The 16819-nt window shown below is 49.6% G+C and carries 16 protein-coding genes; 10 read left to right on the top strand and 6 right to left on the bottom strand.

Annotation, left to right across the window (positions count from 1 at the left end; genetic code table 11):
• Window positions 1-13: 13 nt before the first annotated feature.
• On the bottom strand, window positions 14-244 hold the full coding sequence (locus F608_RS0128200) for a MoaD/ThiS family protein (protein ID WP_022669103.1): 231 nt from the start codon (window positions 242-244) through the stop codon (window positions 14-16).
• Between the two features lie 97 nt (window positions 245-341).
• On the opposite strand from F608_RS0128200, the gene F608_RS0128205 reads away from it, so the two are divergent.
• A complete protein-coding gene (locus F608_RS0128205; RefSeq protein ID WP_022669104.1) occupies window positions 342-884 on the top strand; it encodes a hypothetical protein in 543 nt (180 codons plus the stop codon).
• A 78-nt stretch (window positions 885-962) separates the two neighbouring features.
• A complete protein-coding gene (locus tag F608_RS0128210; RefSeq protein WP_022669105.1) occupies window positions 963-1685 on the top strand; it encodes a rhomboid family intramembrane serine protease in 723 nt (240 codons plus the stop codon).
• A 319-nt stretch (window positions 1686-2004) separates the two neighbouring features.
• On the opposite strand, the gene F608_RS0128215 is transcribed toward F608_RS0128210, so the two are convergent.
• The 5 genes from F608_RS0128215 to F608_RS0128235 are packed head-to-tail and all read right to left on the bottom strand — an operon-like array spanning window position 2005 to window position 5604.
• Window positions 2005-2694, bottom strand: a complete 690-nt coding sequence (locus tag F608_RS0128215; RefSeq protein ID WP_022669106.1) for a DUF4386 domain-containing protein — start codon at window positions 2692-2694, stop codon at window positions 2005-2007.
• A gap of 17 nt (window positions 2695-2711) precedes the next feature.
• The gene (locus F608_RS0128220) at window positions 2712-3143 is read right to left on the bottom strand and encodes a GNAT family N-acetyltransferase (protein ID WP_022669107.1); all 432 of its coding nucleotides are present in this window, start codon (window positions 3141-3143) and stop codon (window positions 2712-2714) included.
• 18 nt (window positions 3144-3161) lie between these two features.
• On the bottom strand, window positions 3162-3803 hold the full coding sequence (locus F608_RS0128225; protein WP_022669108.1) for an NAD(P)-dependent oxidoreductase: 642 nt from the start codon (window positions 3801-3803) through the stop codon (window positions 3162-3164).
• Entirely contained in the window at window positions 3800-4732 is a 933-nt protein-coding gene (locus tag F608_RS0128230; protein ID WP_027363210.1) for a DMT family transporter, read from the bottom strand. The genes F608_RS0128225 and F608_RS0128230 overlap by 4 nt, the downstream gene beginning before the upstream one ends.
• 53 nt (window positions 4733-4785) lie before the next feature.
• Window positions 4786-5604 carry a hypothetical protein gene (locus tag F608_RS0128235; protein ID WP_022669110.1) on the bottom strand — a complete coding sequence of 273 codons (819 nt, stop codon included), beginning with the start codon at window positions 5602-5604 and terminating at the stop codon, window positions 4786-4788.
• A 254-nt stretch (window positions 5605-5858) separates the two neighbouring features.
• Between F608_RS0128235 and F608_RS35435 the strand changes: the two genes are divergently transcribed.
• From F608_RS35435 to F608_RS0128280, 8 genes are all read left to right on the top strand, one after another.
• Window positions 5859-7487, top strand: coding sequence for a sigma-54 interaction domain-containing protein (locus F608_RS35435; RefSeq protein ID WP_022669111.1), 1629 nt, complete (start codon window positions 5859-5861; stop codon window positions 7485-7487).
• A 159-nt stretch (window positions 7488-7646) separates the two neighbouring features.
• A complete protein-coding gene (locus tag F608_RS0128245; RefSeq protein WP_022669112.1) occupies window positions 7647-8510 on the top strand; it encodes an SDR family oxidoreductase in 864 nt (287 codons plus the stop codon).
• A gap of 20 nt (window positions 8511-8530) precedes the next feature.
• The gene (locus F608_RS35440; RefSeq protein ID WP_022669113.1) at window positions 8531-8995 is read left to right on the top strand and encodes a VOC family protein; all 465 of its coding nucleotides are present in this window, start codon (window positions 8531-8533) and stop codon (window positions 8993-8995) included.
• 59 nt (window positions 8996-9054) lie between these two features.
• Window positions 9055-9351, top strand: coding sequence for an antibiotic biosynthesis monooxygenase family protein (locus F608_RS0128255; protein ID WP_022669114.1), 297 nt, complete (start codon window positions 9055-9057; stop codon window positions 9349-9351).
• 266 nt (window positions 9352-9617) lie between these two features.
• Window positions 9618-10028: an ester cyclase gene (locus tag F608_RS0128260; RefSeq protein WP_022669115.1), complete on the top strand. Its 411-nt coding sequence runs from the start codon at window positions 9618-9620 to the stop codon at window positions 10026-10028.
• 513 nt (window positions 10029-10541) lie between these two features.
• On the top strand, window positions 10542-14789 hold the full coding sequence (locus F608_RS0128270) for a hotdog fold thioesterase (RefSeq protein ID WP_022669116.1): 4248 nt from the start codon (window positions 10542-10544) through the stop codon (window positions 14787-14789).
• Entirely contained in the window at window positions 14786-15838 is a 1053-nt protein-coding gene (locus tag F608_RS0128275; protein WP_027363212.1) for a 3-oxoacyl-ACP synthase III, read from the top strand. The genes F608_RS0128270 and F608_RS0128275 overlap by 4 nt, the downstream gene beginning before the upstream one ends.
• Window positions 15832-16782, top strand: a complete 951-nt coding sequence (locus tag F608_RS0128280; protein ID WP_022669118.1) for an alpha/beta fold hydrolase — start codon at window positions 15832-15834, stop codon at window positions 16780-16782. Before F608_RS0128275 ends, F608_RS0128280 begins: the two co-directional genes overlap by 7 nt.
• Window positions 16783-16819: the final 37 nt, after the last annotated feature.

Below are 16819 nucleotides of genomic sequence, written 5' to 3' on the forward strand. Positions count from 1 at the left end.
CATTATCAAGGGATTACCCGCCTCCCACCGGGGGAAACAGCCCCACCCGGTCCCGGTCCTGCAGGCAATAGTCCCTGCCCTCCCTTTTTCCGTTTACAAAGATCAGCTTAACCGAGTTCCCCGGGATGCCGAGATCCTCCATGAGCTTTTCAATTCGGGTTCCCCGGGCCACTTCAAAGGCCTCAGGATTTTCAGGAAGATACTTGGACAAGGTAACAAAAAGCTTCAGATCGATAAAAATCATTTGGGTTTACACTTTTACCTCTGGCTGTTATTAATTGAGGTAAATATGCCATAAACCGGCATTATTGTACATGGTTTTAATAGATACGGAAAATCCAATGAACAGCATCGAGAACAAAAAGATCACCCACCAGGACCTGGCCAAAAACCTGGCCAGTTTTGCCATTGACCGGAAGGATCTTAAGGAGATCCTGGCGGCCCTGCCCCGGGACCACGGCCTCAACCTGACCGCCATTGAATATGAACTGGGAATCCTGAAAATCCTGTCCGTGGGATGGGGAATCTCCTTTTACATGGCAGCCTCGGATAAAAGCAAGGCCCCGGTTTCCCGGTCCTTCTGGGAAATCATCCGGGAGATCTCCCAGAACATATCCACCCTTACGGAAACCACCACGGGAAAACAGATCGACTATTTCGCCATACTCAAAGAGCGCCTGGACACCTATCTGGAAAAGATGCAGGCAAATCCCAATCAGGCCACAGACCCCACAGCCGTTATCGGCCCCATGTTTGCGGATGCCTGCGGTTGTTCCGGCAATGCCATTGCCATACTCACGGGCACCAAGATGTTCACCCTGACCCTGGGATCGGTCAAGGAATACCTCAATGCCGTAAAAGTAGAGGACATTAAGTTCAATTGAGAATTTCAGAACAGCGCTGCGTCTTTCTCTCCCATGGCAGATAACACCTAAAGCCCCTGACAATAATTTGGAACCCTTATGAAACCCCAGTCTTTTTTCACCCCTGCTTTTCTTTTAAAGGGAATCATCTATACCAATATATTCATGTTTGTGACCTGCCTGATCTTCAGCGGGAAAGAGACCCATTTTTCCATCAACCCCTTTGAAGCCCTGTCCCCCACAATGGACGTGCTCAACTTCATGGGAGCTTCCGGCCGGATCCCCATTGCCCATTACAAGGCCTGGTGGTCCCTGATCACGGCCAACTGGCTCCACGGCAGTCTGCTCCACATCCTCTTTAACATGCTTGCCCTGAGGACCGTGGCTCCCCTGGTCATTCACGAGTACGGCAGATTCAGGATGTTCACCATCTATACCCTGGCCGGGGCCGGGGGGTTTTTGCTCTCCTACCTGGGCAATGTCTACATGACCATCGGAGCCTCTTCAGGCCTCTGCGGCCTCATCGGGGCCCTGCTCTACTTCGGCAGATCCCAGGGTAGCGAATGGGCCCATAGGGTCTATAAGCAGACCTCGGGCTGGATCATCAGCCTGATCCTCATCGGATTTCTCATCCCCAACATCAACAATTGGGGCCATGCCGGGGGGCTTTTGACCGGCATTCTCTTTGGCTGGATTTTCTCCTACAATGACCGGAGAAGGGAAAACCTGCTTGACAGGATCCTGGCCATTGCCTTCATGGGTATCACGGCCCTGCTCCTGATCTTTCCCGTGATCCAGGGAACCTTTTTGATTTTTTCATGAGATAGGGGGGATTAAAGGCTCAAGGCTGAAGGTTTTTTGGAAAGCAAAAGTCCAAAGCCGAAAGTCTTTCAGCAGTCAGGGTATGAGCACAGCAAATCCTTTGACAATTTTTAAAATTTCTCTAGGCCTGCTGTTTGTCAAGCAGGCCCTGCCGTCTCAATCTGACTGGCAATTTTTCCTTGCACGGGGTACCAGGGTAAGGATATTCTTCAATAAAGTTAAATTTTGGCTTTTCGATACCGGTACAATATGTGGTAGATGGACAATTTTTGAAAAAACCTTCAATAACACCGGTACATTAATGCTCAGGTTTTGCATTTTATCTTTTGATGCTTTTTATCAACAGGTACAAACAAAGTGACAACTCACCGATTAGCGGGGCTATATATATCGGAACGATCACAGAAGAATATCTCGGACTCAAAAAAAGAGTCAAACTTCCTACCACATATCCGATTCCTGCAAACACCATCAGTATGCCTACGATCCTGGAAAAATAACCGGACTTGAATAATAGGAACCCCATAAATAAACAATGCATCCCAAAGAAAACCAAACCGAGATCATAACCGTGCTTGTGAATATTGAGAAACATCAAAGCCATGGCATTGATTTGGTCGGGACTGAAGGCACTGAGATATTCAGTACCGCTCAAAATTAGCAACGCAGCAAAGTAATTGAGCAGATTGCCGCCATAAATAGCAGTTCCTGTTAGTCTAAACCCGGCTGATATCAAAGAAACAGATCTGTTTACCGGTTTCAGCAGGACATATAATAAGAATGCAACAGCCACATCACATATGAAAACGACCAAATCACAAGCAAAACCAATTCTGAATAGCCATTGAGACGAAAGAATATTTTTTGCTGTAATGTCAGCATCCCCATAGGAAATCAGATTTGAACGAATAAATATTTCACTGTACAGCCCCAGGATAATTATAGCCAGATAGAGCAAACCGGTAATCCTGGCATAGGTTACAGCGGGTATTTTGAGTGACTTTTTCATTTTCAATGATATGAATTCTATTGATCCTTCACCAAACCTGATTTAACAGCCGCATCCTGATCTTGGAAAATGGCCATGGCTGTCACCATCGGCTTAAACCCGAGTTTCTCATAGAAAGCTTCCTTTCCGGGGTTGGCATATAAAATTATTTTTTTATGTTTTTTTGAAAATGATAACAATTGTTTGACGATTGATTTTCCGATTCCTTTGCCTTGAAATTCAGGATGAACCACGATATCACAAAAATAGGCGCAGTCAACACCATCTGCCACAACCCGTCCGGCACCGATAAGTTTTGTGCCGCTATAGACGAAACATTTAAACATGCTGTTTTTTAAGACTTTTTTAAGATAGTCTACGGGTTTAATGCCTAACGGAGCTATCGTATACAGCATGGACAGCTCATCCCAATCGATATTATCCGTATTATATGACCAGTTCAATTCCATTTTCTTTTTCCTTTATTCTCAATAAGCAACCGTGAACCGTTCCCTGTTATGAGTGGGCTGTTCAACCTCATCCATCAGCGCAACAGCCAAATCTTCCATTGAAATGACGGATTTTCCATCAGTATTCAACAGCAGATGATCTTTACCTGTCCGATATGTTCCCGTCCTTTTACCGGGTTTAAGTACAGCTGGTGGGCAAAGGTAGACCCAGTCGACATTCTCTTTTGCTTCACAGAGTTGATACTGCTCAACACATGCCAAGGCAATATCCCTGAAACTCGGATATACGAATTCCGGATCATTTACAACCAGTCTGTTTTCTGTTCCGGGAACAATCAGGGATCCGGCTCCACCTGATATTATAAGGCGGACATTTGTGTTTGCCAGCCCGGCCAGTATGGATCGGGTTGTTTCCACTAACTGATTCTCGTTGCCCGGTCGAGGCCGAATGGCTGAAATGACCACATCCTGTCCTTTACTCAGCAGGACAATATCCTCCGGGTTGCTCACATCCCCTGTCCTGCCAACTGCACCTTGAGGCAATGTGGAGAATTTCTTTTCATCCCTGGCCACAGCCGTGACTTTATGTCCACGCATCAGAGCTTCTTTTACGATTCTGCTCCCGACATTGCCAGTGGCGCCAAATATCGTTGTTTTCATTTTTTTCCTCCTTTGTCCCGCTGGATCAAAACCATGGCTGTTACAACCAGTAAAATACCGGGAACGGTAACGGGGATAAAGCGTTCCATTCCTGAAATGATGCTCAGCAGGATGACAAAAACCGGGGTTATGAAATTGTAGGCAGATGCTTTGGCCGCGCCGATTCGAACGATGCTGAACTGCATTAGGAAAAAGGTGATCAATGTGGTGAATATTGATAAATAAGCAACTCCGGCATACACATTCAGTCCGACATCTTTCCAGTTGATCTGTTCCATATCCTGCAGGGAAATAACAGACAGCCAGACACTGCCCCAGAGAAGTACCCAGAAAGTCAGTAATTCCATGGGTTCATTTTGATACAGTTTTTTGATCAGCACGTTGTACAGTCCAAGCGCCAGGCATCCGATAAAAAAGACAATGTCTCCATAATTCAGGTTTAAGTTCGCTAATGCGCTGATGTCCCCGCGAAATACGATCCAGACAGCGCCGAGCGTTCCGACAAACAGGCCCAGTGCCCGGGCTCTGCTGATGCTGTCCTTGTTTAAGATTGCTGCGAAAACGGCCGTAACCGTTGGAACCAGTGTGAATAAGGCACCTGCATTCAACAAGGTGGTGTAACGGAGGCTTTCAAACATGCACCAGAAAAAGATAACCAGCGGGATGCTGATAATGATGTAATGCGTCATACTTCTCAATGACGGGAGTTGGAATCCGTTTCGAACAAGAACATAAGGCGCAAACAATAATGCGGCAAGCATGAATCTTAAGGACATCATTACTGCAGGGGGCAAGGCATTTGTGATGCTTGCACCTACCGGAAATGAGCTTGCAATGAGCAGAATATTCAACAGCATGAGTGCATGAACAAATCTGTTTTTATTTTTTGGAGCGGATAAGACCGCACTCGTGTGATTTAGATCAGTCATTTTATATCTCCCTTATGAAACGGCCCTGCTTGAAAAAGCAGGGCCTTGTGCTTTTATCTTCTGGTCAGAAGCTGAGGGGTCTCTTTAGAAAAATTGATCCATGGATTCTTTCCCAGGGTTTCGGCCCCCTGGACATTGGGTTCCTTGTAGCGCATGACAAAATGTTCCGGTCCATGGGCATAGGCAACCACCAGCCCGTATTCAGCATCAAAAAATCCGCCATGGGGAATCAGTCCCGGGTAACTTACCCGCCACGCATGCCCACTTTTTCCGACATGACCAAATGTCAATTTGCCTACCACATTTCCAGGTAGAACAAAAAACCATGTGTAAGGGCCTCCGGACACAATGGTCATGACTTCATCAATGCCGACGCCGTCTTCAGAACTGTTTACGTGGAGTTTACCGAATTTTTCCTGAAGATAAATGGTCATTTCAGGGCTTAGTGATTTCATATCGTACACTTTTGGATACGGTGGTACGCCGATTTCTGAGGTTGAAAGCGAGCCGCCGTGTAAGGCAGCGGGTACTCTGCCAGCACGTTGAATTTCCTCCAACAGACCTTGCCGGTCCAGGGAAAAAATCGATATCAACTCATCTGCTTCAGCAGTGGTCAAAGCACGACTTTGTGATGTCTCAAGAATCTGGCCGGCCGCTTCAGGAAGCGGAAGTGTGCTGACCCTGACGCCCACGGCACGTAAAACCTCATTAATCTGGTTTACACCGTAAGTTGAAGGCGAACGATCGCTGTAGGCCAGTTCTATAAATTCTTCATTTTGTGTTTGGGTGTTCACCTCAGTGTTTGCAGTGAAACCATAAATAATGGCTGCGGAGATGACCATAAAAAGTAATATTTTAATTGAAGTATTCATCATATCCTCCATATTTTTCAGGTAAGTTTTTTATTAACGAATGACGTTGATACTTTGCCTTTTTTCTCGTTATCTATAATTAGATCAATTATTGTGCCAACTCGAAGATATATCGTAACCACTTGATACTAAGAGGTTTTTTAAATTTATACGCCGTTTAAAAACCTCAAATTATTGAGATTTTTAAAGTTGTGGTTATCTTTATCTCAAATATTTGAGATAAATTGCGGCGATCAATAAAAAGAGAATTCGTTATGATTCATACAAAAGAAACTTTAAAAGAACTCGAGGATCGGTGCCTGCTCCTGGAAAACCGATGCACTGGCTATGTAAAAGCGCTAAAAGCAATAAATCAGGACCTTGAAGAACAGGTCGCCAAATTGAAAAATTCAGAACGGATCATTCAGGAAAGTGAGGCCAAATTCCGTAAAATTTTCAAGTATGCCCCTTTTGGTGCGTCCTTAAATGATCTTGAGGGAAATGTCCGTTTGGCGAATCGAGCGCTGTGTAATATGATGGGCTACTCAAAAGATGAACTTGAGAAAATGCATTTTTCCCAAATCACCCATCCGGAGGACCAAAATCCCAACCTGAATCTGTTCAATAAACTAAGATCAAATGAGATCGGTCACTACGACATGGAAAAAAGATATATCCGGAAATCAGGCGAAATATTCTGGGCAAGCCTGGGGGTTATCCTTGTGGAAGACAGCCAAACGGATGAAAAGATGATTATCGCAATGATTGAGGATATTTCAAAGCAAAAGAAAATCGAACAGGAACTGAAGGCGCATCGGGATAATCTTGAGACAATCGTGGCGGAAAGAACCTCTGAAATACAATTGCTCAAGGATCGGTTACAGGCTGAAAACATACTCCTTAAACAGGAGTTGGCCGATTCTCACCGCTATGGAACAATTATCGGCCAGAGCCGGTCAATGAAAAATATTATATCGCAGATAGAACTTGTGTCACCCACCGGGTCCAACGTGCTCATCCAAGGAGAATCGGGCACAGGCAAAGAACTGGTTGCCCGTGAAATTCATAAACACAGCAGCCGGAAAGCATCTGCATTTGTAAGAGTCAATTGTGCTGCAATTCCAAAAGACCTTTATGAAAGTGAGTTCTTCGGCCATGTAAAAGGGGCATACACTGGAGCTGTTAAAGACAGGATCGGCCGGTTTGAGGCGGCTGATGGCGGAACCATTTTTCTGGATGAGGTCGGTGAAATACCATTGTCGCTTCAAAGCAAACTGCTGCGCGTGCTCCAGGAAGGAGAATATGAACGCCTGGGTGAGGAAAAGACACGAAAAGTAAATGTCCGCCTAATTGCTGCCACCAATAAGAATTTAAAAGAGGAGGTTAAAAACAAAACATTCAGGGACGATCTTTTTTACCGTCTGAATGTCTTTCCCATTCATATCGATCCGCTCAGGAACCGAATAGATGATATTCCGCTGCTGGCCGAGCATTTTACCCACAGGCTTTCAAGAGCAATGAACCGTCCCAGACCGGACTTGACGCAAGCCAACGTAATGGATCTGCAATCTTATGACTGGCCGGGCAATGTCCGTGAGCTTGAGAATGCTGTTGAACGGGCAATGATTTTATCAAAATCCAACCGTTTGAATTTTAGCTCAATACTTGAACGGGAAGACAACTCTTTTATACCAGAACACACGGCTTTTCCAACAATGCTGCCGGATGGGATCCTGTCTGCCAATGATCTTCAGCTATTGGAACGAGAAAATATGATCCGGGCTTTGCGGTATTGTAATTGGAAAATTTACAATGAAGACGGCGCGGCAAAGCTTATAGGCATTAAACCGACAACGCTGATTGAAAGAATGAAACGGATGAAGATAAAAAAGCCAGGGAAATAAACGTATTCATGCGGTTTGAAAAAATCAGCCACTGCTGTTGACACATCGTCATTAAGTAATCATCTTTTATCCTGTTAGCATTTGATTAAAAAGTTAGGATAGCATTAAATATGCTGTCATTCTTATTCCGTCTTTATAAAGTAATCAAAGGAAAGCCATATGATTTGTGTAACAGGAAGCAGCGGAACGCTGGGTTCGGAAGTCATCCGACAACTCAGCGCCGGTAAGATATCGTACCGGGGTGCCTTTTTTTCTGAACAAAAGGCAGAAAAAGCCCGTTTGAAAGGAATTGAAGCGGTAACAATAGATTACAACCGCCCTGAGACGCTAGTGCCGGCATTTCAGGATTGCGAAAAATTATTTTTATTGGGCCCCAATACGCCTGATCAGGCAAGACTTGAGTTGAATGCGGTTGAAGCTGCGAAAGCTGCCAATGTCCGGCATATTGTGAAACAGTCCGTAATGGGGGCGCCGGCCCAGTCTTTCAGCCTGGCAAAGGTTCATTATCCGGTCGAAGTAGCCGTAAAAGAAAGCGGGATCGCCTGGACATTTCTGCGCCCGAACAGCTTCATGCAAAACCTTGTGACGTATATGGGGGAGACTATCCGGGCAGAAGATACATTTTACAGCGCAAGCAGTACAGCTGATATCAGCCATGTTGATATCCGGGATGTCGCAGCTGTGGCCCTTAAAGCCCTGACAGAAACGGGCCATGAGGGAATGGCCTACACGTTAACCGGCCCTGAGGCCTGGACTTATGATCAGGTTTCAGAGGAGCTGACAAAAGTTCTTGGCCGAAGGATCCGCCATATGAATCTTTCGCCGTCAGATTATAAAGACGGGATGCTGGCACAAGGGATGCCGGAAGAAATAGCCGATCGAATGCTGGATCTGGAACGCTATTTTCGCCAAGGGCATGCAAGCCACATCACCCGGGACATAGAACAGGTAACTGGGCAGAAAGCCAGACAGTATGCAGATTATATCCGACAGACTGCTGATTCGGGCATCTGGGGTGAATAAAAAATTCAGGAGATCCAACAATGAAAATACAAACGAAACGCCTTGGAGAAATTGTTCTAAGAAGCGATAATCCAAAAAAAATGGTGGAATTCTACCGTCAGGTCATCGGACTGGAATTGTTTGCATCGTTCGGCAGCGCAAATTTTTTAAAAATTGATGACGACTTTGAAGGGCATCCACAGTTACTGGCGATATTTGACAGAACACATGAGTACAGCGGACCGGAAAATATGCAGAAAAACAAAGCAGACTCAGGGTCCGGCACATTGCATCACTTTGCTTTTTCGCTTGATAAAGCCGCATTCAAGAAGGAGCGAAACAGACTGGAAAGCATGGGCATTGAGTTTCACTCCGGCGAGCATCCGCCGTTTGGATGGCGGTCTATCTATCTGTACGATCCTGACGGCAACTCCGTAGAACTGGTCTGTTATGAGGCTGACCTCTTTGACCCGGTTTTGAATCAACGTGTTCAACCAACAGTTTAATTTAAAATTTGGTTAGGTTAAAGGATCTCATAAGAAAACAAGTCGGCTTGATAAAGGATATGATAAGAATAGCTTACAAATGGAAAGTACAAAAATCCAACCAGGAAAAATTTAAAACAGCCTGGGCAAAAGCGACATCTAAAATAAGAGCGTCTAAAAATGGTGCTCGAGGTAGCGTGCTGCTTCACAGCCACCAGGATTCCACGGAGTTTCTAACCATAGCCCGTTGGGATACAATCGAAAGCTGGCAGCAGTTCTGGAAAAGCCCGTTAAAAAAAGAAATGCAGCCTATGCATGACATAGCCGAAAGGTTATCCGTGGATGTATTTGAAGAAATAGAAGATTTTACGATTTAGCAACGCTGATGGGTTTATCTGATATCCATACGCAATTATTCTGCTCGGATATATTTTTTGTTAATGCTCGCGCACTGATCGGTTCTCCCCAAAGATTGTACCCTGAGGTTACCCCTCTAAAATGAAAGGGAACCGGTTCCATTTGCTATTGGCAAAAAAATATTTGTGGTCGGAAATACAAGCGGACATCGACCTCACCGGACGCTAAACGTGAAGCTGGATGCACGCGTTATACCTATTTTCAGACGCTCCCCAAAGGAGAAAATATGCAACCGAAAGATTTAGTGAGTATCCTCATTGATGAGGCATTCAACAAGGGAAACCTTTCCGTAATCGAAAAGGTCATTCATCCTGAGTACGAATATTGGAGCCCTCACAGTCAACTGAAAGGTATCGGTCAATTGACAGAATTTATACGGGCATTCCGTGATGCGTTCCCTGACCTGAGCCTCAAAATTAACGATTTCTTCAGTTCTGACGACCGAACCTGTACTGCATTTACCCTCAAAGGCACCCATGAGCAAGACTTCATGGGCATTCCCGCGACTAAAAAATCAGTGGAAATTCATGGTATGGTTATTAGCCGCATAAAAGACAACAAAATAGTGGAAGATAGAGAGCTTCTTGATAATTTAACCTTTTTCCAGCAACTTGGTATCGTTCCTGATATCTCTTAGCTTTATTATTGACGATTGAAGTGAGACACAAAACAAATGAAGACGATGCAAAAAACCGCGCGACGGATCAGCAACGTTGATGCATTTTTGTCCTATATAAAAATTTTACACGGTACAAATCTGCTGAAAATACCTTTTGAATTCACGACATTTTTTTAACCTAAAAAACTGACTTTCAGTGGATTTTTGAGGAAAAGTAGACTCCACAATTTGTCAATCAAAGCTCAGATTTTCGATCTCGCTTCAACCACAACATCTCGGGGTTGAGCTTTTGGAGAAGAATCAGTTCAATACACATAATCCTTCATATGCCGGAAAGCATAAAACTCTTTCCTGTCTCCACCAGGGAAAGATTCCTCCTTTCTTGCTTATTTTCCGGCAGAGATAAGCACCCCAGAAAAGGTTAACAAACCACCTAAACTCCTTCAGCCTTCAGGCTATCCACCTTCATTTTACACAAATTTTACAATGATTGCCTTGATTTCACAGGGGTTCTCCTTTATACCACCCCCTATGAAATCAAAGGGGGATCAAAAAGGCCTGCCTCCCGTTGCCGTGGTGTCCATGGCCGGGGTTTTTCCCGGGGCAGGCTGCACAGACGACTTTCTAACCAATATCCTGGAAAACAGAGAATCCATTATCCGGGTGCCTGAATCCCGATGGATAGCTCCGCCGGGAATCATGGTTCAAAAAGATCCTAAACCGGACCGGGCCGTTTCAGACCGGGCCGGCCTGATCACCAATTTTCAATTTGATCCCCATGGGTTTCTGATCGATAAAGATATCCTGGCCCCCCTGGACCTGGTCCATCACCTGGTCCTCCACACGGGACAAAGGGCCTTTGAAGACTGCTACTCCAATCCGGATCTCAAACAGAGGACCGGGGTGATCCTGGCCGCCATCTCCCTTCCCACGGATACTGCCTCAGATCTTTCCCTGGACCTTCTCACCGGAAAAGGTCCGGACCTGGTTTCGCCCCTGGATGCATGCCGGGCTTCGGTGGTATCGGGGCCTGCCGCCATCCTGGCCCGGGCCATGGGATTGGGGGGCGGCAGCTTTACCCTGGATGCGGCATGCGCCTCATCCCTGGTGGCTCTCAAACTGGCCTGTGAGCACCTGAGCCTGAAAAAAGCCGATATCATGGTGGCCGGCGGGGTATCCAGGCCCGACTCCCTCTACACCCAGGTGGGATTTTCCCAGCTCAAGGCCCTGTCTGCATCGGGCTGCTGCGCCCCCTTTGACCGGAATGCCGACGGCCTGGTCGTGGGGGAAGGATGCGGCATCATGGTCCTAAAAAGGCTGGAGGATGCCCTGGAATGCGGAGACAATATCCTGGGGATTATCCGTGGGGCCGGGGTCTCCAACGATATCGAGGGGAACCTGGTGGGACCGGCCTCGGAAGGCCAGATCCGGGCCATGGCCGCGGCCTATGAATCCGCCGGATGGACCCCGGATCAGATCGAGTACATGGAATGCCACGGCACAGGCACTCCCGTGGGGGACCGGGTGGAGACCCAAAGCATAAAGAGCCTTCTGGACATTTATTCCTGCCCGGATCATCCCCTTTCCATTGGGTCTGTCAAGTCCATGGTGGGTCATCTGCTCACCGCTGCGAACGCGGCATCTTTTATCAAGACCCTGGGGGCTATGAACCGCAAGTTTCTTCCCCCTTCCCTCAATTTTTCCTCCTTTCCCGAAAACAGCCCCCTGGCCGAAACCCGGGTGAGGGTCCAGACCAAGCCCGAGGAATGGAAGGCCCAAGGCCCCGGTCAGACCCGGAAAGCCGCAATATCCGGATTCGGGTTCGGGGGCATCAACGCCCATATCCTGGTGGAGGAGTATTCAAGCCGGGCCCCTCTCCACTTTGTCCCGGCTGGCCTTCCCCGGATCCGGCCCTGCGCCGTCATCGGGATGGATGTCTTTACCCGGGACTGCCAGGGTCTGGCAGATTTTTCCGATCTTGTCTTCGGGAAAAAAGAGCCCCGTTCCTCCGGGCCCGGAACTCGGTGGCTCCGGGACGATATTGAGGGAACGGACTTGACCTCTTTGGAAACCCTTTTCATGGAAGACTTCTCCATCGGGCTCGGGGAATTCCACATCCCCCCCAATCAGATGGAGGACATCCTTGCCCAGCACCTCATCCTGCTCAAGGCAGCCAAAGGGGCCCTGGAGGACGCGGGTATTTCGCCAAGACCCGAAAACGGATCCCTGAGGACCCGGACCGGGTGCGCCATCGGCATTGACTTTGACTTTAATGCAGCCAATTTTTTCCTGCGCTGGAACCTGGAAGGCCGGGGCCTCGGACATGAAAAAGAGATCCTGGACATCTTAAGCCCTCCCCTTACATTCAACCGGACCCTGGGCGCCCTGGGCGGCATTGTGGCCTCAAGGGCGGCCCGGGAATTCCAGCTGGGCGGCCCCTGCTTTACCCTGTCCGCCGGCCCGGCTTCCGGGATGAAGGCGGTTGAAACCGCTCTGATCTCCCTGGGTTCCGGTGAGACAGATACCTTTATCTGCGGATGCGTGGACATGGCCGGAGACTTTCGCCACTTTCTGCTCAACCGGGCAGCCCGGCCCTTTGATTCGATCCGGCCCACTGAAGGGGCCGGGGCGATTGTGCTCAAACCCCTGGATCAGGCCCTCAGGGACGGGGACCGGATCTACGGCCTCATCCAAGGGACTAGCGGGGGAAGCGGCAGCGAAATTCCCGGGGAAGATCCCTCCCAGACCACCCTGGCAACGGATATCTACCGGGATTCCCTGGAAAGCCTTCTGACCCGGACCCATACCCGGTTCCGGGATATCGCATTCATGGAAACCGCCACCGCCGGAACCGGCCCGACCGGCCGGGCCGAAGCCCGGGCCCTTGGGGATCTGGCTATGGGACACCCCCGGGATACCCTGCTGAATCTGGGGTCAAGCCTGACGGCCCTGGGGGACGGCCGGACCGTTTCAGGATTGTTTTCCATCATCAAAACAGCCCTCTGCCTGCACTGCCGGAGCCTGCCCGGCAATAGTCTGCCCGGGACATCCGCCTTTTCCGAACTGCCTTTGGACCGGTTCAGCCTTTCCCAGACTGAAGCCTCCTGGGAGCCGGACAGGAAAAATCCCAAAAGGGCAGTGGCCGCCGCCCTGACCCCGGACGGGACCTGCGCCCATGTTCTTCTGGAGGAAGCGGCAGACAGCCCTACCGCCCATCTCCTTCAAAGGTCCTTGAAACCCGGTGAAAAACGAATGAAGATCAAAACCGGCCGACCGCCCCTTTCAGGCGAAATGATCCAATGGCTCCGAAAAGCCTCAGGCCATGACCCTCAGGACAAGCCCATGGAAGAATCTTTGGTCCCTTCCCCTGAACAGGCCGGGCTTCCTGACCCCGGCCTCATTGCCAGGGGCTCCCAGGCCACGGCCCGGGCCCATGAAAAATTCCTTGAATTCTCCCGGCGGAACATGGCTCTTATGGAAGAACAATTTGCCCAACTGACCCGGCACGCCCAAGGGGTGATAAAGGAACCGGAAGACCTTCCGAATCCCGGACCGGCGGATCCTGCGCCGGCCCCCCTGCTGGACAGGGACAAATGCCTGGAGTTTGCCGTGGGAAAAGCCGGAGATGTTCTGGGGCCTGAATTCGACATCATCGACACTTATCCGGTGAGGGTGAGGCTGCCGGCGGAACCCCTGATGCTGGTGGACCGGATCATGGCCATTGAAGGGAAGACCTGCTCCCTGGGACCGGGAAAGATCATTACCCAGCACGATGTAAAGGAAAAGGCCTGGTACCTGGACGGCGGCAAGGCCCCGGTATCCATCTCCATTGAGGCGGGCCAGGCAGACCTGTTCCTCTGCTCCTATCTGGGCATTGACCATGCCATTCAGGGCAGGCGCAAGTACAGGCTCCTGGATGCAAAGGTGACCTTTCACAGGGAGCTGCCAAACCCGGGGGAAACCATTGAGTACCACATTGAAATCGACCGGTTCCTGAAACAGGGGGAGATCTATCTTTTCTTCTTCCATTACAGGGGCTTTATCCAGGGCCGGCCCTTTATCTCTATGCGGGAGGGGTGTGCCGGTTTTTTCACGGAACAGGAGGTGGAAAATTCAGGGGGCATCATCCTGACCCGGGAAGATCAGGAAAAAATCCCGGCAAAGGATACCTTTGCTCCCCTGGTAAAGGTGGAACAGACCTCCTTTTCCGACGAAAAAATCGAGGCCCTGCGCCGGGGGAATCTGGAACAGGCCTTTGGCCCGGAGTTCAGGGGAGTTGCCCTGGGTGAGGGGCAGAGGCTGCCCGGCGGTCGGATGCACCTCATCGACCGGGTTCTTGATTTGAATTCCCGGGGAGGACGGTTTGGGATGGGATCCATCACGGCAGAGGCGGACATCCATCCCGACGACTGGTTTCTGACCTGTCATTTCATAGATGACATGGTCATGCCCGGCACCCTGATGTACGAATGTTGCGCCCATGCCCTGCGGATCTTTGTCCAGAGAATGGGCTGGATCAGCCCGGATCCCCATGGGGGATTTGATGTGCTGCCCAACAATGAAAGCGACCTGAAATGCCGGGGGCCGGTGACCCCTGCCACCCGGAAGGCCAGGTATGAAATAGAAATAAAAGAGATGGGGTATGATCCCCAACCCTATGTGATTGCAGATGCCCACATGTTTTCCGATGGCCTGAGAATCGTTCTTTACCGGGACATGGGAATGAGGCTTGCGGGTGTCACCAGGCAGGACCTGGAAGATTTTTGGAGAAAAAAATGAGATATTCTAAGGTATTTATTGAAGCCTTCGGGTATGAGCTGGCCCCCCATGTGGTGACCACCCGGGAAATCGAAGCCCGGCTCTCCCCGTTTTTTGACGCCGTGGGTTTTGAACCCGGCATGATCGAAGCCCTGACCGGTATCAAGGAAAGAAGGTATTGGGATGTGGACCACACCCTGGGAGAACATGCCGCCGCAGCCGGGCAAAAGGCCCTTGACGAAGCCGGTATCGATCCTTTGGACATCGGGGCGCTCTGTTTTTGCGGGGTGGGTCAGGACGGATTTGAACCGGCCACCTCCTGCTCCATTGCCGACAGGCTCAATATCAGCCGGGACGCCCATGTCTACGATGTGAAATCCGCATGTCTGGGCATGGTCACGGGCATGGTCCATGTGGCCAACGAGATCGAGCTGGGAAATATCCGGGCCGGGCTTGTGGTCTCCTGCGAAACGGCCCGGCAGATCGTGGATGCCACCATAGAGGAGATCAACACCCACAAGAGTATTGAATTCTACAAAGAGGCCGTGGCCACCATGACCGGGGGATCCGGAGCCTGTGCCGTGCTTCTCACCGACGGCACACTCGGGGATCCTGCCTTCCGGCGCCATGCCGTCAAAGGCGGGGTGGTAAAGAACGCCATCCAGCACCACGGACTCTGCCACTGGGGGTTTGAGGAAAAGGGAATGCCCACCCATTCCCGGGTCATCATGAGGACCCAGGCCCAGGGTGTTCTCGAACACGGGGTGGACCTGGCCCTGGAGACCTATGAGATGTTCCGGAGGGAGTTTAACCTGCCCGAAAACAAGCCGGACAAATTCATCGCCCACCAGGTCGGAGCCGGCCACCACCACAGATTTTACTCCACCCTGGGAATTGATATGTCCAAGGATTTTACCACCTTTCCCTTTCTGGGCAACGTGGGAACCGTTTCCCTGCCCATTACGGCAGCCATTGCCGATGAAAGGGGGTTTCTTGAGCCTGGTGATTTTGTGGCTTTCCTGGGGGTGGGCTCCGGACTCAACTGCTATATATTAGGTGTGGAATGGTAGACCGAATCATCAACGGCAAGCGGCTGACCACAGAAGGATTTGAGGATCTCTACCCCTTTGAACCTCATTTTCTGGATATCAACGGACATACCCTCCATTACCTGGACCAGGGCGATGGTCCGCCTCTCCTCATGGTTCACGGGAACCCCACCTGGTCTTTTTACTTCCGCCACCTGATCCCCCCTTTATCTGAAAATTTCCGGACCATTGTACCGGACCACATGGGATGCGGATTTTCAGACAAACCCCCTGCCGGGTCCGGCCCTGAAACAGATCCCGGAACCTATGATTATACCCTGGCCTCCCGGGTCAGGGACCTGGACAGTCTGGTATCCAGCCTCGATTTTCCTGCCGGATCCGGGGAAAAAATCAGCCTCATCGTCCATGACTGGGGGGGCATGATCGGCCTGGCCTGGGCCCTGGACAACCTGGACAGGATCGATAAACTGGTGATCACCAACACCTCTGGATTTTTTCTCCCCCCCGGAAAAACATTTCCTTTGGCGCTGTGGATGATAAAATACCTTAGGTTTCTGGCCGTGCCCGCCGTCCTTGGATTCAATGCCTTTTCCGGTGGGGCCGCGGTTCTGGGCTCGGAGACTCCCCTGGATCATCCGGTGAAAAAAGGACTGACCGCTCCCTATAACTCCTGGAGAAACCGCATCGCCACCTTAAAATTTGTCCAGGATATACCGATAACTAAAAAAGACAGATCCTGGACCATTGTCGACCATGTGGACCGGAATCTGACCAAACTCGATCCGGACCGGCTACTGTTTTTATGGGGGGCAAAGGACTTTGTATTTGATACCAAGTTCCTGGATGAATTCCAAAGACGCTTTCCCAACGCCAGGTCCCATGTTTTTAAAGACGCAGGCCACTATCTTTTTGAAGATAAACCCAAGCAGACCCTGGACCTGATCAAAGATTTTTTAAGTGGCTAGAGGTTTTGACTTTTTCATTCAGCCGGGGTAAAAAAAC

Source organism: Desulfospira joergensenii DSM 10085, assembly GCF_000420085.1.
In the GTDB taxonomy this organism is placed as follows: domain Bacteria; phylum Desulfobacterota; class Desulfobacteria; order Desulfobacterales; family Desulfobacteraceae; genus Desulfospira; species Desulfospira joergensenii.